This is a genomic window from Jeongeupia sp. HS-3 (assembly GCF_015140455.1).
GTDB lineage: Bacteria > Pseudomonadota > Gammaproteobacteria > Burkholderiales > Chitinibacteraceae > Jeongeupia.
On the sequence record NZ_AP024094.1, the window covers coordinates 1229709 to 1250323 of the forward strand.

16 protein-coding genes are annotated in these 20615 nt (G+C 62.1%); 9 read left to right on the forward strand and 7 right to left on the reverse strand.

Features of this window, described 5'->3' with window-relative positions:
- Positions 1–302: 302 nt before the first annotated feature.
- Positions 303–1055, forward strand: a complete 753-nt coding sequence (locus tag JLC71_RS05740) for an NlpC/P60 family protein (RefSeq protein ID WP_236251000.1) — start codon at positions 303–305, stop codon at positions 1053–1055.
- A gap of 8 nt (positions 1056–1063) precedes the next feature.
- Here the strand turns inward: JLC71_RS05740 and astE are convergent, their stop codons facing one another.
- From astE to ppsA, 6 genes are all read right to left on the reverse strand, one after another.
- Positions 1064–2059 carry a succinylglutamate desuccinylase gene (gene astE / locus JLC71_RS05745; protein ID WP_200917798.1) on the reverse strand — a complete coding sequence of 332 codons (996 nt, stop codon included), beginning with the start codon at positions 2057–2059 and terminating at the stop codon, positions 1064–1066.
- Entirely contained in the window at positions 2056–3402 is a 1347-nt protein-coding gene (astB, locus tag JLC71_RS05750; protein WP_200917799.1) for an N-succinylarginine dihydrolase, read from the reverse strand. Before astB ends, astE begins: the two co-directional genes overlap by 4 nt.
- Before the next feature lie 63 nt (positions 3403–3465).
- The gene (gene astD, locus JLC71_RS05755) at positions 3466–4923 is read right to left on the reverse strand and encodes a succinylglutamate-semialdehyde dehydrogenase (RefSeq protein WP_200917800.1); all 1458 of its coding nucleotides are present in this window, start codon (positions 4921–4923) and stop codon (positions 3466–3468) included.
- A 2-nt stretch (positions 4924–4925) separates the two neighbouring features.
- A complete protein-coding gene (gene astA / locus JLC71_RS05760) occupies positions 4926–5948 on the reverse strand; it encodes an arginine N-succinyltransferase (protein WP_200917801.1) in 1023 nt (340 codons plus the stop codon).
- 143 nt (positions 5949–6091) lie between these two features.
- Positions 6092–7294: an aspartate aminotransferase family protein gene (locus tag JLC71_RS05765; RefSeq protein ID WP_200917802.1), complete on the reverse strand. Its 1203-nt coding sequence runs from the start codon at positions 7292–7294 to the stop codon at positions 6092–6094.
- Positions 7295–7378: 84 nt separating this feature from the next.
- Positions 7379–9763, reverse strand: a complete 2385-nt coding sequence (gene ppsA, locus JLC71_RS05770; protein ID WP_200917803.1) for a phosphoenolpyruvate synthase — start codon at positions 9761–9763, stop codon at positions 7379–7381.
- A gap of 206 nt (positions 9764–9969) precedes the next feature.
- Here ppsA and ppsR (JLC71_RS05775) point away from each other — a divergent pair, with 206 nt between their 5' ends.
- The 7 genes from ppsR (JLC71_RS05775) (at position 9970) to JLC71_RS05805 (ending at position 17093) form a co-directional block, all read left to right on the forward strand.
- Positions 9970–10788 (forward strand): posphoenolpyruvate synthetase regulatory kinase/phosphorylase PpsR, encoded by an 819-nt coding sequence (gene ppsR / locus JLC71_RS05775; protein WP_200917804.1) that lies wholly within the window; start codon positions 9970–9972, stop codon positions 10786–10788.
- A 26-nt stretch (positions 10789–10814) separates the two neighbouring features.
- Positions 10815–11633 carry a posphoenolpyruvate synthetase regulatory kinase/phosphorylase PpsR gene (gene ppsR, locus JLC71_RS05780; protein WP_200917805.1) on the forward strand — a complete coding sequence of 273 codons (819 nt, stop codon included), beginning with the start codon at positions 10815–10817 and terminating at the stop codon, positions 11631–11633.
- A gap of 153 nt (positions 11634–11786) precedes the next feature.
- Positions 11787–12500: a septum site-determining protein MinC gene (minC, locus tag JLC71_RS05785; RefSeq protein WP_200917806.1), complete on the forward strand. Its 714-nt coding sequence runs from the start codon at positions 11787–11789 to the stop codon at positions 12498–12500.
- A 41-nt stretch (positions 12501–12541) separates the two neighbouring features.
- Positions 12542–13351 carry a septum site-determining protein MinD gene (gene minD / locus JLC71_RS05790; RefSeq protein ID WP_200917807.1) on the forward strand — a complete coding sequence of 270 codons (810 nt, stop codon included), beginning with the start codon at positions 12542–12544 and terminating at the stop codon, positions 13349–13351.
- Positions 13352–13354: 3 nt separating this feature from the next.
- Positions 13355–13618: a cell division topological specificity factor MinE gene (gene minE / locus JLC71_RS05795; RefSeq protein WP_200917808.1), complete on the forward strand. Its 264-nt coding sequence runs from the start codon at positions 13355–13357 to the stop codon at positions 13616–13618.
- A 96-nt stretch (positions 13619–13714) separates the two neighbouring features.
- On the forward strand, positions 13715–14524 hold the full coding sequence (gene map, locus JLC71_RS05800) for a type I methionyl aminopeptidase (protein WP_200917809.1): 810 nt from the start codon (positions 13715–13717) through the stop codon (positions 14522–14524).
- 13 nt (positions 14525–14537) lie between these two features.
- Complete coding sequence (locus tag JLC71_RS05805) at positions 14538–17093, forward strand: [protein-PII] uridylyltransferase (protein ID WP_200917810.1); 2556 nt, start codon at positions 14538–14540, stop codon at positions 17091–17093.
- Between the two features lie 4 nt (positions 17094–17097).
- Here JLC71_RS05805 and JLC71_RS05810 read toward each other — a convergent pair whose 3' ends face one another.
- The gene (locus JLC71_RS05810; RefSeq protein WP_200917811.1) at positions 17098–18438 is read right to left on the reverse strand and encodes an MltF family protein; all 1341 of its coding nucleotides are present in this window, start codon (positions 18436–18438) and stop codon (positions 17098–17100) included.
- 240 nt (positions 18439–18678) lie between these two features.
- On the opposite strand from JLC71_RS05810, the gene JLC71_RS05815 reads away from it, so the two are divergent.
- Positions 18679–20598 (forward strand): ATP-binding cassette domain-containing protein, encoded by a 1920-nt coding sequence (locus JLC71_RS05815; RefSeq protein ID WP_200917812.1) that lies wholly within the window; start codon positions 18679–18681, stop codon positions 20596–20598.
- Positions 20599–20615 lie beyond the last annotated feature (17 nt).

Genomic DNA, 20615 nt, shown 5'->3' on the forward strand with positions numbered 1-20615 from the left:
GTTGTCAGCCAGAATACCGGCTGTGTGCACTCCTGCGCACTGCCAATCACGCCGATTCGGCGCAGTAAAGAGCCCCCGCCGACTTACAGCCTCAGAATATTAGGCTTTACAGCATTTTTGTTCATCCGATACATTCCAAACCCATGAGATGGTACCGAATTCCCGCAGCGCTGCTTTTCAGCGTCTGCCTATCCACCGCCTTGCCCCTTGCCCATGCCGATGAGCCACCGGCTGACACGGGCAACTGGAGCAAAACTTCAAACAATGATGGCGCAGACAACCATGCCGCCGCGCAGGAGCTGTTGCTGCAGGCCATGAGCCTGATCGGCGTGCGCTATCAATGGGGCGGCAATACGCCGGAAGAAGGCCTCGATTGCAGCGGCTTCATTCGCTACGTCTTCCAGAATTCGCTCAACATCACCTTGCCGCGTACCGCCGCCTCGATGTCTCAATCCGGCCAGAACGTGAACAAAGGCGACCTCAAGCCCGGCGATCTGGTGTTTTTCAACACGCTGGGCCGGGCCTTTTCGCATGTGGGCATTTACTTGGGTGACAACCGCTTCATCCACTCACCCCGCGCAGGCAAAAGCGTTGAAGTCTCGAATATCCAGCAAAACTACTGGCAACAACGCTGGAACGGCGCACGGCGCATCGCTGGCGCATCGGGCAACGGCATCAACATGACCACGCTACTGGCCTCGGCAGGCAACAGCAAAGCCCGCAAGGCCGCCAGCGTCGCCCCGGTTGTGGCAAGTGCCGACCGCCAATGCCGCAAGGTCACCACCGGCAAAGGTCGAAACAAAAAGACCACCACGGTGTGCGAACGAACCAGCGTCACCAAGCCGACGGCAACCCGGAGCAGCGGCAAAGCCCTGACCAGCAAATCCGCCGCCAAGACGCCGGCCAAGTCGGCAGCCAAGAGCACCAAAAAATCGACCACGGCAAAAAGCAGCGCCAAGGGCAGCACGAAGAAAACCACGGCAAAAGGCACTACCAAAAGCACGACAAAAAGCGCCGGCAAGCCGGCCAAGCCGCCAGCCAAGAAAAAGCAGTAAGCGCCGCACTAGGGCAGCGTAGCGGGGACAACGATCAGCCCCGCGCGCTGGCCGATGCTGACGTCCGGGTTCGGAAATACAATCAGTGCGTTTTCTTCGTCGACGACCCAGCGGATATCGCCGTCCTCGGCGATCGGCATGCCTTGCGGCAGCGGCGTGAAGTTGTCGGTCTCGCCATCGATCAGCAGCCGGAACGCGTCGCTGCGCTTGATCAGCTCGCGCGACACCCGATAGACCGCCACAGCGTCCCTCGTGACCGGTTTCGGCAGCTCGCCCTCGATCAAGCCGCGCAGATAAGCCGCCAGTCGCGTCAAATCAACGGACTGGTTCTGCCCGAAAGGCATCGCCCGGCCGAGTTCGACCGTGAAAGCCGAGGCATTGCAATACCGGCTACTGAACAGCGAGAACGTCGGTGCGGCCGCCGATTGCAATAGCACCGCCGACACACCCGCCAAACCCAAACGCTCGATTTCGACCGCATCGAAAGACCGCCCCGGCGCAGGCAGCGGATAGATCGCGAATTTCTCGATCAGGCTACCGTGAATCGCCGTATGCAGATCGTAATGCAGTCGCGGTACCGGCTCGCCGCCGCCCTGCGCGAAGAAACGTGCCAGCTGCATTTCCAGCATCGCGGCCCGCCGCGCCTCGGGGCCGTCGCCCACGTCGGGAACGCGGCAGAATTGCCGGTTCATATCCTGCTCGACAAAGCGCTCGCCACGCCGCAATGCCTCGATATTGCCGAACACGAACAAGACCCGTGCGCGCGGGCGCAGCTCGCCACCGAGCAACGCCGAGATCAAACGGTCCACCAGCTCGACCGGCGCGGTTTCGTTGCCGTGCACACCGCAGGAAATCACCAGATCGAGCACCCGGCTAGCCGGATCACGCGGCTCGAAACGGATCACACCTTCGTCGAGCACCTGCACATGGGTGCCATTGGCCTGACAGTACGGCAAGGCGATGGCGGTACGCCCCGCCAGCGTTTCGGCGAGAAAACTGTTCATCGGGATTTGCCTCCAGATCGTTGAAACGGGTAAAGCGCGCCTAGCCCGAGAGTCCGGCTCAGCTCGTCGAGCGCGGTACGCACTTCCGGCAGCAAGTGTGGGTCGGCCAGATCGGCCTCGCTGAGTCGGTCGCGATAATGCCGGCTCACCCAATCGGTCAGCGCCGCGTAGAGCGCATCGGTCAGCCACACGCCGGGATGCACCACCGCCGCCTCGGCGTCGGTCAGCGCCACGCGCAAACGCAGGCACGCCGGACCACCGCCGTTACGCATGCTCTGTTTGAGGTCATACGCCAGTACCTCGGCGATCGCGCCGTCTTGCCCCAATAGCGACTGCAGATAGGCCCACACCGCCGGCTGCTGCCGGCATTCCTCCGGCACGACGAGGCGCATGCGGCCATTGCCGGCATCAAGCAGCTGGCTGTTGAACAGATAACTGCGCACCGCGTCGTCGACGCTGATGGCGCGGGTGGGCACTTCGATCAGCCGCAGCTCGCCAAGCTTGGCGTCGAGTTCGGCGTAGACCGATTCGCGCTCGGCAAATGCGGTTTCATGACAGAACAGCACATCGAGATTGCCGACGGCGATCACGTCGTTGTGAAACACCCCGGCATCGATCACCGCGGGGTTTTGCTGCGCGAACACCGTGCGCTCCGATGCCAGCCCGTGCCGGCGCGCGATCGCCTGGCTCGCCTCCAGCGTTTGCCGGGCCGGATAGCGTTGTGGTGCGATATTCCCGCCCCAATGCTGCTGACCGTAAACGAAGAGCTCGACGCCGGCCGTGTCGTAGCGTTTCGCCAGCCGCGTATGGTTGGCGGCGCCTTCGTCGCCGAAGGCCGGATGCATCGCCAGCGCCGGATGATGAACGAAGTGCGACTCATCGCCAAAGATGGCCTTGAGCGTGCGCCCGGTCTGTTCATGCTCGATCGCACGATGAAATTTGTTCTGCAGATTGGCCGCACTGAAATGCACGCGCCCGTCGGCGGTATCGGCCGACGGGCTCACCGTCGCGGCATTGGCCACCCACATCGCCGAAGCCGACGACACCCCCGCGAGCAGCTGTGGCGATTGCCTGGCCGCCGCCGCGACCACCGCGGCATCGCTGCCGGTAAAACCCAGGCTGCGCAGCACCTCCACCGCCGGGCGCTCATGCGGCGGCAGCACGCCCTGCCGGTAGCCCAGATCGGCCAGCGCCTTCATCTTCGCCAGGCCCTGCAGCGCCGCGGCGCGCGGATTGGCTGGCTGGCCGGCGTTGCCGGTCGATGCGACATTGCCGAATGAATGCCCGCCGTAATGATGCGTCGGCCCTACCAATCCATCGAAATTCGCTTCAAATGCCGTCATCTTGCCCCCGCCAGCCCGTAGGCCGGATTTGCCTGTAACACACCAATACCGACCGTTGCGCCACTACAAGGCAAGCCCGGGCGGCAGTTGCGCCGGCAACGCCAAGGTCGGCGCCTCCAGCGACGCTACCGGATAGGCGCAGTAGTCCGCGGCGTAGTAGGCGCTGGGACGGTGATTGCCCGATGCGCCGATGCCGCCGAACGGCGCCGCGCTCGACGCCCCGGTCAAGGGCTTGTTCCAGTTGACGATACCGGCGCGCACCTGGCGCCAGAACTGTTGGTAGCGCTCGGCCGAGTCGGACAACAGCCCGGCGGCCAAGCCATAGCGGGTGCGGTTCGCCAGCTGTATCGCCTCGTCGAAGCTGCGATATCGCTGGATCTGCAACATGGGGCCGAAATGCTCCTCGTCCGGCAGCTCGGCAACGCCGCTGACGTCGAGCAGTGCCGGCGACAGCAAGGCGGTATCGGGCTGCAGACGTCGCAGCGGCAGAATGGGTTTGGCGCCGAGCGCAATCAACTGATCCTGCACCGCCAGCAGCGAGTTCGCCGCGGCGTTCGAGATCACCGCGCCCATGAACGGCGCCGGCTCGGCATCCCACGCGCCGACACGAATCGAGCGCGTCACCTCGGTCAGCCGGGTGATCAGTGCATCGCCCCATTCACCCTGCGGCACCAGCAAACGCCGGGCGCAGGTGCAGCGCTGCCCCGCCGAGGCGAAGGCCGACTGGACGATGTGGTGCAAGGCCGCCGGCACATCGGCAAGCTCGTCGACGATGAGCGGATTGTTGCCGCCCATTTCCAGCGCAAGAATCTTTTCGGGTCGGCCGGCGAACTGCCGGTGCAGCGCATAGCCGGTCGCGGCGCTGCCGGTGAACAGCAAGCCGTCGACATCGTCGTGCGCCGCCAGCGCCATGCCGGTATCGCGCCCGCCCTGCAGCAGGTTGATCACGCCGGCCGGCAGGCCTGCAGCCAGCCACAGCTCAACGGTTTTTTGCGCGACCATCGGCGCCAGTTCGGACGGCTTGAACACGATGGCGTTGCCGGCAATCAGCGCCGGCACGATATGGCCGTTGGGCAGGTGGCCGGGGAAGTTGTACGGCCCGAATACCGCCAGCACCCCATGCGGCCGGTGCCGCAGCACCGCCTGCGCGTCGCCCTGCTGGCTTTCGTGCTCGCCGGTGCGCTCGGCATGCGCACGCAGCGAAATGTCGACCTTGTTGACCATGGTCGTGACCTCGGTCAGCGCTTCCCAGCGCGGCTTGCCGGTCTCGCGGCCGATCAGCGCGGCCAGCTCGGCCTGCGCGTCGCGCAGCACATCGGCAAAGACGCGAACCACCGCGATCCGGTCTTCGACATCAAGATCGCGCCAAGTCACGAACGCCGAACGCGCAGCCGCCACGGCGGCGTCGACTTCGGTGGCATTGGCCGCACGGCCATGCCAGACCGTGTCGCCACTCACCGGATTGACCGAGCTGAATTCATCGCCACTACCGGGCCGCCAGGCCCCGTTGATCAACAACATGACTACTCCTTGCTCGAAAGAGGGACGGCACGCACCGGATCGCCATCGGCGATCTCCAGCGCGTCGAGTACGGCTTGCGGCAACGGCAACGCGTCTTCCAGCGGCCGGGTGATCGCCAGCGCGGCACGAAAGCCATCGAGCCGGCGATTGGACACCAGCCACGGCACACCGCCCTTGGGCGCGCCGCTGATCGCCAGCGCCTGGAAACCACCGCTTTGGCGCACCGCGCGGATATCGGTGCGCGAGCATTCCAGTGTCGGCCCGGCGTCGAAGATATCGATGTAGCCCTGATAGCGAAACCCTTCATCCTCGAGCAGCACCCGCGCCGGCTTGGTGGCCGGATGGACGTCGGCGATCGCGTCCTGCGCCTCCTGCGACAGCAGCGCCGTGTAGATCGGGTAACGCGGCATCAGCTCGGCGATGAACGACTTGCTGCCGATGTAGGAAAGGAAATCGGCGCGGGCGAAATCCATGGTGAAGAAATGCCGCCCCAGGCTTTCCCAGAACGGCGAACGGCCATCGGCATCGGAAACGCCGCGCATCTCGGCGATCACCCGCTCGGCGAAACGTTCGGGGAATTCGGCGATGAACAGAAAGCGGCTTTTCGATAACAGCGCGCCGTTACCGTCGCGGCGCCAGTCCGGATGCAAAAACAGCGAACACAGCTCGGACGAGCCGGTCATGTCCGAAGTCAGGAACAAGGTCGGCAGTTGTTTGTAGATATCCAGTTCGCGCGACGCGTGCACCGACAGGCCGACGCGATAGTTGTACCAGGGGTCGGCAAGGCCGACGGCCGCCTCGATCGCGGCGATACCCGCCAGCGTGCCACTGGTCTCGTCTTCAAGCGCGAAGAAGTAACCGGCATCGGTCGACCCGCCCTCGTCGGCCACGGTGCGCTCGCTCATCGCGATACGTTCGGCCAGGCGCTCCGGATCGGGCTGCAAGGTGGTGACGCCCACACCGGCACTCCCGGCCAGACGGACCACGGCATCCAGATCGGCGCGGTTCAGCAAACGGACTCTCATCGGGTACACCTCCCGATTTCACTGTATGCGCCGCCCCACGCCGCGGCCATTCGGTAAAGCCGCAATGGCTGTCGCCACATATCTCGCGCGCAAAAGAAAACCGCCCTGCAAGCGGGCGGTTTTTAGCTAAGCCGGATTCGAGACTAGCCCTTGAATGCCCTCAGCGCACGCGCAAAACGTGCCAGACCTTCATCGATATCGGCATCATCGATCACCAGCGACGGCGCGAAACGGATCACATTCGGCCCGGCCATCAACACCATCAAACCCTCGGCCGTGGCCGCACTCAGCACATCCTTGGCACGACCTTCGTACTCGGGCTTGAGCGCCGCGCCAATCAGCAGGCCGAGACCACGGATCGTACCGAACACGCCGAGTTCGGCATTGATCTCCTCGAGCCCGGCGACAATGCGCGCACGCTTCTCGGCAACGCCGGCAAGCGTCGCCGGATCGTTGATCACGTCGAACACCGCGCCGGCCACCGCACACGCCAGCGGATTGCCGCCGTAGGTGGTGCCATGCGTGCCGACGGTCAGATGACTGGCAATGGCCTCGGTCGCCAGCATCGCGCCGATCGGGAAGCCGCCACCGAGACTTTTGGCGCTGGAAAGGATGTCCGGCGTCACGCCGAAGTACTGATACGCGAACAGATGGCCGGTACGACCCATGCCGGTCTGCACCTCGTCGAAGACCAGCAAGGCGTTGTGCTTGTCACACAGCGCGCGCAGCCCCTGCAGGAACTCACGCGTCGCCGGCAGCACGCCGCTCTCGCCCAGAATCGGCTCGATGATCACGCAGGCGGTCTCATCGTCGATCAGCGCTTCGACACTGGCGAGATTGTTGTACTCGAAATGTGCAATCCCTTCCGGGCGCGGACCGAAACCATCCGAATACTTGGGCTGACCACCGACCGACACGGTAAAGAAGGTACGGCCGTGAAACGAATTCACCGCCGACAATACCTTGTGCTTTTGCGGGCCGAACCGGTCGATGGCGACGCGGCGGGCCAGCTTCAGCGCTGCCTCGTTGGCCTCGGCACCCGAATTGCAGAAAAACACCCGATCGGCAAAGGTCGCGCCGACGAGTTTCTCGGCCAGCGCCAGCGCCGGCTCGTTGGTGAATACGTTCGACACATGCCAGAGCTTGTTTGCCTGTTCGGTCAGCGCGGCCACCGCAGCCGGGTGGCAGTGGCCGAGTGAGTTCACCGCGATGCCGCCGGCGAAATCGACGAACTCCCGGCCGGCCTGATCCCAGACTCGGCTGCCCAGCCCTCGAACCGGCACAAAGGCGGCGGGAGCGTAGTTGGGTACCATGTACTGGTCAAAATCGGCGCGAGTCGGCGACATCGTTATTCCTTTGTATTGGGCGTTGAGAAATAGAAAACGGGCCACCGTGGTGACCCGTTCTTTTCCTTACCGATCAGTGCGCGATCAGTGCGCTTTCTGACCAGCCAGGAACAACCAGGTTTCCATCACAGTGTCCGGGTTCAAGGATACCGTTTCGATCCCCTCTTCGACCAGCCATTGCGCGAAGTCCGGGTGATCCGACGGGCCCTGACCACAAATGCCGACGTATTTGTCGAGTTTGCGGCAGGCCTTGATCGCCATGCTCAGCATCGCCTTGACCGCATCGTTGCGCTCGTCGAACGATGCCGACACCGGGCCGCCCGAATCGCGGTCGATGCCGAGCGTGAGCTGGGTCATGTCGTTCGAGCCGATCGAGAAACCGTCGAAGTACTGCAGGAAACGCTCGGCCAGCACCGCATTGGCCGGAATTTCGCACATCATGATCAGACGCAAGCCGTTGTCGCCGCGCTTCAGGCCATTGCGCTCCAGCAGATCAACCACGCACTCCGCCTCACTCAGGGTACGCACGAAGGGGATCATCACCTCGATGTTGACCAAGCCCATCACATCGCGCACTTTTTTGACCGCGCGGCACTCAAGTTCGAAGCAGTCGCGGAAGCCCTTGTCGACGTAACGCGCCGCACCACGGAAACCCAGCATCGGGTTTTCTTCGTGCGGCTCGTACAGCGGGCCGCCGATCAGGTTGGCGTACTCGTTCGACTTGAAGTCGGACAGGCGCACGATCACCTTTTTCGGCCAGAACGCGGCCCCCAGCGTGGCAATACCCTCGGCGAGCTTGTCGACGTAGAAATCGACCGCGCTGCGATAACCCGCCATGCGCTCCTCGACCTGCTCCTTCAGCTCCGCCGGCAGGTTCGGGTAGGCCAGCAGCGCCTTCGGGTGCACACCGATCATGCGGTTGATGATGAATTCAAGCCGCGCCAAACCGACACCTTCGTTCGGCAGTTGCGCGAATTCGAATGCCAGCTCCGGGTTGCCGACGTTCATCATCAGCTTGACCGGCGACGGCGGCATCTTGGTCATTGCGATGTCGAGCTTCTCGAACTTCAACAGCCCTTCGTACACGTTGCCGGTGTCGCCATCGGCACACGACACGGTGACTACATCACCGGTCTTGAGCATGCGCGTGGCATCGCCGCAACCGACAACCGCCGGTACGCCGAGCTCGCGGGCAATGATCGCCGCGTGGCAGGTACGGCCACCACGATTGGTGACAATCGCCGAAGCGCGCTTCATCACCGGCTCCCAATCGGGATCGGTCATGTCGGACACGAGTACGTCACCCGGCTGAACCAGATCCATTTCGGAGACATCGCGAATCACCCGCACCGTGCCCTGACCGATCTTCTGGCCGATGGCGCGACCGCTGGTCACCACCGTGCTGCGTTCCAGCATGCGGAATTTCGACATCTTGTCGGCCGTGGCCTCCTGCGACTTCACCGTTTCCGGGCGCGCCTGCAGGATGTAAAGCTTGCCGTCGATGCCGTCACGCCCCCACTCGATATCCATCGGGCGGCCGTAATGCTGCTCGATGATCAATGCATAGCGGGCGAGTTCCTCGACCTCTTCGTCGCTGATCGAGAATTTGCGGCGATCGGCCACATCCACATCGACCGTTTTCACCGATTTCCCGGCGGCGGCTTCGAGATCGAACTCCATCTTCAGCGCCTTGCCGCCGAGGTGCTTGCGCACGATCGCCGGACGGCCAGCCTTCAGGGTTGGCTTGTGCACATAGAATTCATCCGGGTTCACCGCGCCCTGCACCACGGTTTCGCCAAGGCCGTACGATGCGGTCACGAACACCACATCTTCAAAGCCGCTTTCGGTATCAATCGTGAACAGCACCCCGGCTGCGCCCTTGTCCGAACGCACCATGCGCTGGATGCCGGCCGACAGTGCCACGAGCTTGTGGTCGAAGCCCTTGTGCACGCGATAGGCGATGGCGCGATCGTTGTAGAGCGAGGCGAACACATGCTTCATCGCGTCGAGCACGTTCTCGACGCCGACGATGTTCAGATAGGTTTCCTGCTGGCCAGCAAATGACGCGTCCGGCAAGTCTTCCGCCGTTGCCGACGAACGCACTGCCACGGTCACACCTTCACCCAGCAGGTTGTAGTGCTCGCGGATCTCGGCTTCGAGCTCGGTCGGGAACGGCGTTTCGATGATCCAGTCGCGAACCTGCTTGCCCACGATGGCCAGCGCCTTCACATCGTCCACATCAAGCGCCGACACAGCGGCATCAATGCGATCGGCCAGCCCGTTGTGCGCCAGGAACACGCGATAGGCATGCGCCGTGGTGGCAAAGCCGCCCGGTACGCGCACGCCTTTTTCGGCCAACTGGGAAATCATCTCGCCCAGCGACGCATTCTTGCCGCCGACATACTCGACATCGGTCATGCGCAGGTGGACGAAGTCGATCACGTTGCGATCGTTGAGATATGCGGTCATCAGCGGCCTCAGATCCTAGAAATAGGTGTGTATGGGATGAAAAATGTTGCACTGCGAAAACGGTTACTGCCATTCTAGGCACCCCGCCCTTTCCGGCTAGTCGGGATAATCCTTTACATGCTATCCCGGAATTGGCGGTTACGAGAGCGAGCGTATATGCTCGCCAGAACCCAATCATTGCCCAGCCTCGCGCGCACGGAGCCCCGATGCCTCGCACTGCCTTCTTTGTATCCGACCGAACCGGTATCACCGCGGAGATGCTCGGCCACAGCCTGATTACCCAGTTCGAGGACGTCAACTTCCGCCGGATTTCGCTGCCCTATATTGATACCCCCGAAAAAGCGCACGAAGCAACGGCAAAAATCCGTCATCAGGCCGAAATCGACGGCTGTCGTCCGCTGGTTTTTTCCACGGTGGTTAACGATGCGCTCCGCGCCATCATCCATGTTGATGAAGCACTGACGCTGGATTTCTTCGAAATCTTCATCGGCCCACTGGAAAAAGAGCTTGGTCGTGAATCTTCACACACGGTAGGCAAAACCCACGGCATCGCCAATTTCGAGGAATACAAGACTCGCATCGATGCAGTGAATTTCGCACTCAACCATGACGACGGCGTGATGCCACGTGATCTGAACGAGGCGGACATCATTCTGATCGGGGTTTCCCGCGCCGCCAAAACGCCTACTTGCCTCTATCTGGCACTGCAATACGGCATCAAGGCCGCCAACTATCCGCTGACGCCGGAAGACTTTGGTCAACATACATTACCCAAACTGCTGCTACCGTACCGCAACAAGCTGTTCGGGCTGACGATCGATCCGGTACGGCTGTCGCAGATCCGCGAAGAGCGCAAACCGAACAGCAAGTACGCAGCACTCGACAATTGCCAGTTCGAAGTCGGCGAAGCCGAAGCGCTAATGCGCCACGTCGGTGTTCCCTATCTCGCCTCGACGACGCGCTCCATTGAAGAGCTTGCCACCACCATCATGCACCGCACCGGCCTGACCCGGCGCACCTACTGAGGCCGATCGGCCACCCCGGAGTTGTCATGCCCCGTACCGCGTTCTTCGTTTCCGGCCGAACCGGCATCACCGCAGAAATGCTGGGCCACAGCCTGATCAGCCAGTTCGAAGACGTCAACTTCCGCCGTATCACGCTGCCGTACATCGATAGCGTCGACAAGGCACACGAAGCCATCGAGCTCATTCGCGAACAAGCACGCATGGACGGTTGCCGCCCGGTCATTTTCTCGACGCTGATCGACGAGGATCTGCGCCAGTGCTTCTATATCGAGGAAGCGCTGACCGTGGACATTTTCGCGACTTTCATCAAGCCGCTTGAGGAAGAACTCGGCGTGGTGTCGTCGCACACGGCCGGCAAGGTGCACGGCATTGCCAATTTCGAGGAATACAAAAACCGCATTGACGCAGTGAATTACTCGATGAGCCATGACGACGGCGGGGTATCGCGCAATCTCGCCGATGCCGACGTCATTCTCGTCGGCGTCTCGCGCGCCGGTAAAACACCAACCTGCCTTTATCTGGCGCTGCAATACGGCATCAAGGCCGCCAACTACCCGCTGACGCCGGAAGACTTTGCCGACCACAAACTGCCCCGCGTACTTCACTCACACCGGAGCAAAGTGTTTGGTCTGACTATCCAGCCCGAACGCCTCTCGCAGATCCGCGAGGAACGCAAACCCGGCAGCCATTACGCATCGATCGATATTTGCCGGCGCGAAGTCACCGAGGCCGAAAGCCTGATGCGCCAGGCAAAAATCCCCTTCCTCAATACCACCTCGCTCTCGATCGAGGAGCTGGCCAGCTCCATCCTGCATCACAGCGGTTTGAAGCGACGGGTCTTCTAGCCCTCTCAACCACAGAAACAAGCGCATTGCGTCAGCTGTGATCCCGCCCACAGCAGCACTCGGGGCGCAAGCGCTTACGCGCAACAACAGCTTTCATCGTCAAGATCGAACCGGTACACTCGACGCTTCATTTGTCCGCAATTTAGAACACCCATGCCCAGCGGTTCCCTCGATTCGGCCTCGGCCTTTGAATTCAAGAGTACCAGCGTGCAGCTGGTCAGCTTCGTTCCCGCAACGCTCGATGCCGAACACATCGAAGCAGCGCTGCGCGACAAGCTCGGCGACGGCGACCACATGCTGCGTGACAGTCATCTCAGCATTGATTTTTCCAGCCTACCGGAAATCCCGGATGCAACCCGGCTGCAGCAGCTCACCGCGCAACTCGCCGGATTCGGACTGGGCCTGGTCGCGGCGCAAGGCGGCAACGATGCCCAACTTGCCGCCGCCCGCGATGCAGGGCTGATCGTTATCGACAGCGACGCCGTCACCCAGCTGCCTACACCGAAACCGGTCGTTGCCGAGCGCATCCCGGCGATGATCGTCACCAAGCCGGTTCGCGCCGGCCAGCAGGTTTACGCCCGCGGGGGCGATCTTGTCGTGCTGGCTCAGGTATCGAACGGTGCCGAAGTCATTGCCGATGGCAGCATCCATGTTTATGCACCACTGCGTGGCCGGGCGATTGCCGGCGCGCGTGGCGACGCCGGCGCCCGCATTTTTACCACCTGCCTTGAGGCCGAACTCGTATCGATCGCCGGTGTTTATCGGACACTGGACGAAGCACTGCCGGCCAATATCAAGTCAGGCGCGGCACAGGTTCGGCTGAACGAAGACAAACTCGTGATCGAGGCCCTGAGCGGCCTCGTCTAACCCAATAATGCATAGCAAGCACTTACAAGGAATTTTGCAACGTGGCTAAGATCATCGTCGTCACCTCCGGCAAGGGAGGCGTAGGCAAGACGACCACCAGCGCCAGCTTCGCCACCGGGCTCGCGCTGCGTGGCTTCAAAACCGCCGTTATCGACTTCGACGTGGGCCTGCGCAACCTCGACCTGATCATGGGCTGCGAGCGCCGCGTGGTGTATGACTTCGTCAACGTGGTTCAAGGCGAAGCCTCACTGAATCAGGCCCTGATCAAAGACAAGAATTGCGACAACCTGTACATCTTGCCGGCATCGCAAACCCGCGACAAAGAAGCCCTTTCGAAAGAAGGTGTCGAAAAGGTGCTCAAGGAGCTTGAGCACGAAGGCTTCGATTACGTGATCTGCGACAGCCCGGCCGGCATTGAAACCGGCGCTTTTCTGGCGCTGTATTTCGCCGATGAAGCCATTGTCGTTACCAACCCGGAAGTCAGCTCGGTGCGCGACTCCGATCGCATCATCGGCATTCTCGACGCCAAGTCGAAGAAGGCCGAAGAAGGCGGCTCGGTCAAAACCCACCTATTGATCACCCGCTACAGCCCCAAGCGCGTTGACTCGGGTGAAATGCTCTCACTCGACGATGTGCAGCACTTGCTGCGGATTTCGCTGATCGGCGTGATTCCGGAGTCCGAAAGCGTACTGCAGGCGTCGAACTCCGGTTCGCCCGCCATCCACCTCAATGGCTCGGATGTCTCCGAAGCCTATAAGGACGTGGTCGCCCGCTTCCTCGGCGAGCAAAAGCCGTTGCGGTTTATCGATGCACCGAAGCAGCCGTTCTGGAAGCGGCTCTTTGGAGGTTAATGAATGTCTATCCTGAGTTATTTTTTCGGCGAAAAGAAAAAAACCGCCTCGGTCGCCCGCGAGCGGTTGCAAATCATTCTGGCGCACGAACGCGCCGGTGACCGCGCCACGCCCGACTACCTGCCACAGCTGCAAAAAGAGCTGATGGAAGTCATTTCCAAGTATGTATCGGTCAATCCGGACGACATCAAGGTTCAGCTCGACAAACGCGACGACATGGAAGTACTCGAAGTGAATATCGTGCTACCGGAATCACCGCGGCGATAGAATGTAAGCATTCAGCGCCGTCGCAGACCGCACGCGACACAAAGAGAGGCGCACGCCTCTCTTTGCCATTTCAGGCATCCCCACACAGGATCCAGCATGACGATCACCATCAAAACCAGCGAAGACATCGCAAAAATGCGCATCGCCGGTCGCCTCGCCAGCGAGGTGCTCGACTACATCACGCCGCATATCGTCCCCGGCGTCACCACCGAAGCGCTCGACAAGTTATGCGCCGACTATATGCGCGACGTGCAGGGCACGATTGCCGCACCGCTCAATTACTGCCCGCCAGGCTACACCCCGTACCCGAAGTCGATCTGCACCTCGATCAACAACGTGATCTGCCACGGCATTCCAAACGATAAGCCGCTGAAGAACGGCGACATCGTCAATCTCGACATCACCGTCATCAAGGATGGCTACCACGGCGACACCAGCCGTACCTTCCTGGTCGGCGACAAGGTGCCGCCGCACGCCAAACGACTGGTGCAGGTCACTTACGACTGCATGTGGATCGGGATCGACCAGGTCAAACCCGGCGGCCATTTCGGCGATATCGGCGCGGCCATTCAGCCTTACGCCGAAAAAGCCGGTTTCTCGGTGGTTCGCGAATTTTGCGGTCACGGCATTGGCCAGGTGTTTCACGAAGAACCGCAAGTGCTGCATTACGGCAAGGCCGGTACCGGCGACGAATTCGTACCGGGGATGATCTTCACCATCGAGCCGATGATCAATGCCGGCAAACGCGAACTGCGGGCGATGCCCGATGGCTGGACTATCGTGACCAAGGATCGCAGCCTCTCGGCCCAGTGGGAGCACACCCTCCTGGTCACCGAGACCGGTTACGAAGTCCTGACCCTCTCGGCCGGGACGCCCGCACGCCCCGATCATTACCTGCTCGGCTAACCAAAGGCTCCCCATGCGCTCGGTCAATGCGATTCGTGACGATTACGCCGCTGCCAAGGCGGCCATCAAAGCCCGTTTCGCCGCGCCGCGCCGCGCCGCGCCGCTGCTGCGCGCGCTGGCCAAGCAGACCGACGCTACCCTATCCGAGCTATGGGGACGCCATCAGTTCGGCCGCGAAGTGTTGCTGCTTGCAGTGGGCGGCTACGGCCGTGGCGAGCTGTATCCGCACTCGGACATCGACCTACTGATCCTGCTACCCGATCAGTTGAGCGCGGCACTACTGGAAAAGCTCGAAGTCTTCGTCGGCGAGCTATGGGATATCGGCCTTGAAGTGGGCCATTCGGTCCGCACCGTCGCCGACTGCCTCGCCGAAGCCGAGAAAGACATCACCGTTCAAACCGCACTACTGGAGTCGCGCCTACTGGTCGGCGACGAGGCGCGCTTTGCCGAGTTCCGCGATACGGTCTACCGCTACATCGATCCGAAGGAATTCTTCGAAGCCAAGCTGCTCGAGCAACAGGCGCGCTACGGCCGCTTCCAGAACGCCACCTACAAGCTCGAACCCAACCTGAAGGAAGCGCCGGGCGGCCTGCGCGATCTGCACCTGATCGGCTGGATCGCCGCCAGCCTCGGCCTCGGTCGCGACTGGCGTGCACTGGCGGCGCTGGGCATGCTCACGCGCGAGGAAGGCCAGAAACTGCGTCGGGCCGAGCGCGTACTGCGCACGATCCGCATCCAGTTGCATTGGCTGGCCCGCCGGCGCGAGGATCGCATCCTTTTCGATCACCAGAACCGGCTGGCCGAGCTGTTTGGCTATGAGGACGACGGCAAACTGCGTGGCAGCGAGCAACTGATGGCGCGTTATTACCTGGCCGCGCGCATCATCACCCAGCTCACACCGTTACTGGTACAGGCACTGCGCGCGCGGATTTTTTCGCAGATCGGCACCCAGGCCATACCGCTGAACGAGCGTTTCCAGTTGCGCGGCAACACACTGGAAATCACCGCGCCGGACGTATTCGAGCGCACACCGTCGGCGATTCTGGAAATCTTCCTGCAGTTCGAGCAGCAACGCGACGTCACCGATATCGCCCCGGAAACGCTGCGCGCGCTGTGGCACGCCCGCGCGCTGATTGACGACGATTTTCGCGCCGACCCGCACAATCAGGAACTGTTCATTCAGCTCTTTCGCGAACCGCGCGGCCTGACCCGCGTACTGCGGCGGATGAACCAGTACGGCGTGCTCGGCCGCTATATTCCGAAATTCGGCGAGCTGGTCGGCCGAATGCAGCACGACCTGTTCCACGTTTACACCGTCGACGAGCACACGCTGATGGTGCTGCGGAACATGCGCCGCTTTGCGCAACCGGCGTTCACGCATGAATACCCGCTGTGCTCAAAACTGATCGAGGGCTTCGAGCACCCGGAAGTACTCTACCTCGCGGCACTGTTTCACGACATCGGCAAGGGGCGCGGCGGCGATCACTCCAAGATCGGCACCGCCATCGCCGCCGATTTTGCCGAACAGCACCCGCTGCGCACCGAGGATCGGGAGCTGATCGCCTGGCTGGTCGAGCATCACCTGACGATGTCGCACGTCGCACAGAAGCAAGACGTTTACGACCCTGAAGTCACCGCCAGATTCGCCCAACTTGTGGGCACCCAACGGCGACTGAACGCGCTCTACCTGCTGACCGTCGCCGACATCCGCGGCACCAGCCCCAAGGTCTGGAACGCGTGGAAAGCCAAGCTACTGGAAGACCTGTTCAAGGGCACACAGCGGCAACTCGCCAGCGAAAATCTGCCGGCATCGAGCTGGCTGGAAGAGCGCCAGGAAGACGCCCTGAGCCAGCTGCGGCTGTACGGGCTGCGCGACGACGCACACACGGCCTTCTGGAACGAGCTCGACACCGTTTATTTTCTGCGCCACGAAGCGCGTGAAATCGCCTGGCATACACGCCAGCTCTTCAGCAAAATCAACAGCGATACGCCGATCGTGCGCGCCCGGCTCTCGGAGTCCGGCGAGGGGCTGCAGGTGTTCGTCTACACCCGCGATACCTCGGATCTGTTTGCGCGTATCTGCAGTTTCTTTGAGCGAGCCGGCTACAACATCTTCGACGCACATGTGCACACCACGCACCACGGCTACGCGCTCGACAGTTTTTACGTATTCATTCCGGAAAACCGTAACGACAACTACCGCGACCTGATCGGCTTCGTCGAATACGAACTGGCCGCCCAATTGATCAAGGCCGGGCCGCTGCCGCCTCCGGTCACGGCCCGGATCTCGCGCCAGCTCAAACACTTCCCGGTACAGCCGCACGTCTTGATTCGCGCCGACGAGCGCGGCAAGTATCACGTACTGTCGATCGCCGCCGGCGACCGCCCCGGCCTGCTGTCGACGATTGCCCGGGTGCTGGCCGACAACCGTATCGACATCCAGAGCGCCAAGATCATGACCCTGGGCGAGCGCGCCGAAGACAACTTCCTGATCTCGGGCCCGCGTCTCGGTGACGAGCGCCATGCGCGGCAACTGGAAACCGAGTTGCTGCAAGCCCTGCAAGTCTGACGTCCTACCTGGCGGGTTTGCTCGCTTCGCGCTTGTCGGCACTGCGATCGGCAGCCTGGTAGGCCAGATAGTAGCGATTCACCGACGACACGTAGTCGAGCAGATGCTGGCCGACCGTACGCCGGGCCACCTCTTCGACGTTGCCGCGCCAGACATTGGGATCCAACCCCTGTGCCTTGGCTTTTTTCCGCAACTGCTGCACCCGCCCTTCCCCGGCGTTATACGACGCAATCATGAAATAGAGCTGATCGGTCGGGGTAATGCCGCGATCGGAAAACAAGCGGCGCAGATACGTCAGATAGCGCGCTGCGGCGGTCACATTCTGCTCGGTATCATGCGGATTGCTCACGCCCATCTTGCGCGCGGTGTTCGGATTGACCTGCATCAGCCCGGTCGGCCCACCGCCCTTGCGGGTCATCGGTTGCAGCTTGGTCTCGCGCTGGCCGATCGCCGCCAGCAGCAGCCAGTCGAGATTATTGGCGGCGGCAACGAGCTGCAGCATCGGCGCAAAAAAACCGAGCTTGTCGGTCGAGCTCATTTCATCGGGCGCATCGGCCCGTGCATCCTTGGGCAGAAATCGCCGCGTGTCGCCCGCCGCCTTGCTTGCCAACTTGCCGCCGGTCGAGGCGATGAAGCGATTGAGCACCGACAATAGCTGCGGATGCTCCGGCGCCACCGCCCACGCCACCGGCACGCTGGCGGCAGCACAGGACTGCGACTTCAGCGCCGGATAGCGCTGACTCCACAAGCCGAGCACATAGTCGCTGGCCACTGTCGCGGTATCGCCCCCGCGCTGAATCTGCGCAAAGAGCTGCTCGGTCGACGTCCCCAGTGGCGGCTCGACCACCTTGACCGAGGCCAGCTCGCCCGCCATCACCCGTCGGCCGTAGCTCGCCGCCGGAATCGTCACCGCCCGCTCGCCAAGGTCCTCGACCTTGGTCAGGGGCGGCTTGCTGCGATTCTGCACCAGACACCAGCGCTCGTTCAGGTAGGGCACGGTGAACTCGGCCAGATGCCCTGCACCGGCGATCACCGGAATCAGCCCGGCGGCCAGATCACCCTCGCCGTCACGCAGCTTGGGCAGCAGCGCGCCGGCATCGACCGGCACGTACTGAATGCGTAGCGGCGCACGCCCCTTGGGCCGAGTGCGATTGAGGTATTTCTCCAGCTCGCTAAGCATGGCGAACTCGACGCCGTGCGGCCTGCCGTTGGCGAAAAAATACGTCGACGGCCCGAGTGCGACGAGCACGCGCAAACGATCCGGCGGGTTGGCAGGATCGTAATCACCACCGGAAAGCTCGGTCGGCTGCGACAGCGTCGGATGCTCGCTTTCAGGGGCCGCCACCGGCTTTTTCGTCACCGGCTTGGCGGCAAGCACAAGCGGCGACGCGCAAACCAGCAAGGACGCCAGGAGCAAGTACCTGAAAGGAAAGGATTTATGCGAATGGGTTGAGTGCATTTTTTGATTCTAGCGGGATTCGGGCAATTCGGCATGTCGCCAAGGTGACTTGAGCATTCGTGCCGAATCCGCTAAAGCGGGGCAAGGCACGCTTATAATGGCCGGCTTGTTGAATGGAAAACCGCCATGCCCTTGCTTCTCGTTGAAAACGCCTCGCTTGCCTTCGGCCATTGGCCGCTACTGGATCACGCCACCGTGGCGCTGGAGCCGGGCGAACGGGTCGGGCTGATCGGTCGCAACGGTCAGGGCAAATCCTCGTTACTCAAGGCCGTCGCCGGCGTAATCAAGCTCGATGACGGCGAAATCCGCATTCCGGCCGACGTCCGCGTCGCTTATGTCGCGCAGGAACCCGAGTTTGCCGACGATTGCACCGTATTTGACGCGGTCGCCGAAGGCCTCGGCGAGCTCAAACAGATCCTCCACGATTACCACCTCGCCACGCACTCGCAGGATCACTCCGACGAAGCCATGACCCGACTGGCCGAACTGCAGCACGGCATCGAGTCACGCGATGGCTGGCGTTTTGATGCGCTGATCTCGGCCACGCTCTCGCACCTCAACCTGCCCGCCGACACGCTGGTATCGGCACTCTCGGGCGGCTGGAAAAAACGCGTCGCGCTGGCGCGCGCACTAGTGGTCGAACCGCAACTGCTGCTGCTCGACGAGCCGACCAACCACCTTGACGTCAGTGCGATCGAATGGCTGGAAGGCCTGCTCGGCAATTTCGGCGGCAGCGTGCTGTTCATTACTCACGATCGGCGCTTCCTCGATAACGTCGCGACCCGCATCATCGAACTCGATCGCGGCCGCGTCACCAGCTTCCCGGGCAACTTCAGCCAGTACGAACTGCGCAAAGCCGATTTGCTGGCCTCGGAAGAGCAGGTCAACAAGAAGTTCGACAAGGTGCTGGCGCAAGAAGAAGTCTGGATCCGCAAGGGCGTCGAAGCGCGCCGCACGCGCAACGAAGGCCGGGTGCGCCGGCTTGAGCAATTGCGCCGCGATCGCTCGGCCCGGCGCGACCGCGTCGGCAATGTGTCCTTCCAGGTGGATGCCGGCGAACGCAGCGGCAAGCTGGTGGCCGAGTTCGAACACGTCAGCAAATCGTTCATCGATGCCGACGGCAAGGAAAAACGCATCGTCGCCGACTTCACCACCCGACTGATGCGCGGCGACCGGATCGGTCTGATTGGCCCGAACGGCGCCGGCAAGACCACCTTACTTAAACTGATTCTCGGCGAGCTTGAGCCCGACACCGGCACCGTCAAGCGCGGCACCAATCTGCAGGTTGCCTATTTCGACCAGTTCCGCACCCAACTCGATGACGAAGCGAGCATTGTCGACGTCATCGGCCAGGGCAAGGATTTCGTCGAGATTGGCGGCGCCCGCAAACACGTGATGGGCTACCTGGAAGAATTCCTGTTCGCGCCGGAACGCGCCCGCAGCCCGGTCAAATCGCTTTCCGGCGGCGAGCGCAACCGCCTGCTGCTGGCGATGCTGTTCACCCGCCCGGCCAATGTGCTGGTACTGGACGAACCGACCAACGACCTGGACATCGATACGCTCGAACTGCTGGAAACGCTGCTGGCCGACTACCCCGGCACACTGTTCCTGGTCAGCCACGATCGTGCCTTTCTGGATAACGTCGTCACCCAGACCATCGCCTTCGAGGGCGACGGCGTGCTGGTCGAGAACGTCGGTGGTTTTGCCGACTGGCAGGCAGTGCGGGCGCGCAAGGCCGCGCAGGCCGCAGCCAGCACCAAGGCTGCGGCAGCCGAATCGGCCGGCAAACAGGCAGGCGCCGAGCGCAGCAAATCGCGCGGGCAAAAACTCAATTTCAACGAGCAGCGCGAACTGGATCGGCTCCCTGCCGACATTGCGCAACTGGAAACCGAACAGGCCGATTTGCAACAGGCCATGCTCGATCCGCAGCTTTACAGCGAAAGCGCAACGAAAGCCAAGGAAATGCAGGATAGAATCGAGGTCATCGAAAACCTGCTACTCGAAAAGCTAGAGCGTTGGGAAACGCTTGAGGCCAAACGCTCCTGAATATGAACTGGCCCTGG

Excerpts from the sequence above, each read along its gene's own strand:
- astE (WP_200917798.1), bottom strand. The coding sequence starts at position 2,059 with ATGAACAGTTTTCTCGCCGAAACGCTGGCGGGGCGTACCGCCATCGCC.
- astB (WP_200917799.1), bottom strand. The coding sequence starts at position 3,402 with ATGACGGCATTTGAAGCGAATTTCGATGGATTGGTAGGGCCGACGCAT.
- astD (WP_200917800.1), bottom strand. The coding sequence starts at position 4,923 with ATGTTGTTGATCAACGGGGCCTGGCGGCCCGGTAGTGGCGATGAATTC.
- astA (WP_200917801.1), bottom strand. The coding sequence starts at position 5,948 with ATGAGAGTCCGTTTGCTGAACCGCGCCGATCTGGATGCCGTGGTCCGT.
- JLC71_RS05765 (WP_200917802.1), bottom strand. The coding sequence starts at position 7,294 with ATGTCGCCGACTCGCGCCGATTTTGACCAGTACATGGTACCCAACTAC.
- ppsA (WP_200917803.1), bottom strand. The coding sequence starts at position 9,763 with ATGACCGCATATCTCAACGATCGCAACGTGATCGACTTCGTCCACCTG.
- ppsR (WP_200917804.1), top strand. The coding sequence starts at position 9,970 with ATGCCTCGCACTGCCTTCTTTGTATCCGACCGAACCGGTATCACCGCG.
- ppsR (WP_200917805.1), top strand. The coding sequence starts at position 10,815 with ATGCCCCGTACCGCGTTCTTCGTTTCCGGCCGAACCGGCATCACCGCA.
- minC (WP_200917806.1), top strand. The coding sequence starts at position 11,787 with ATGCCCAGCGGTTCCCTCGATTCGGCCTCGGCCTTTGAATTCAAGAGT.
- minE (WP_200917808.1), top strand. The coding sequence starts at position 13,355 with ATGTCTATCCTGAGTTATTTTTTCGGCGAAAAGAAAAAAACCGCCTCG.
- map (WP_200917809.1), top strand. The coding sequence starts at position 13,715 with ATGACGATCACCATCAAAACCAGCGAAGACATCGCAAAAATGCGCATC.
- JLC71_RS05805 (WP_200917810.1), top strand. The coding sequence starts at position 14,538 with ATGCGCTCGGTCAATGCGATTCGTGACGATTACGCCGCTGCCAAGGCG.
- JLC71_RS05815 (WP_200917812.1), top strand. The coding sequence starts at position 18,679 with ATGCCCTTGCTTCTCGTTGAAAACGCCTCGCTTGCCTTCGGCCATTGG.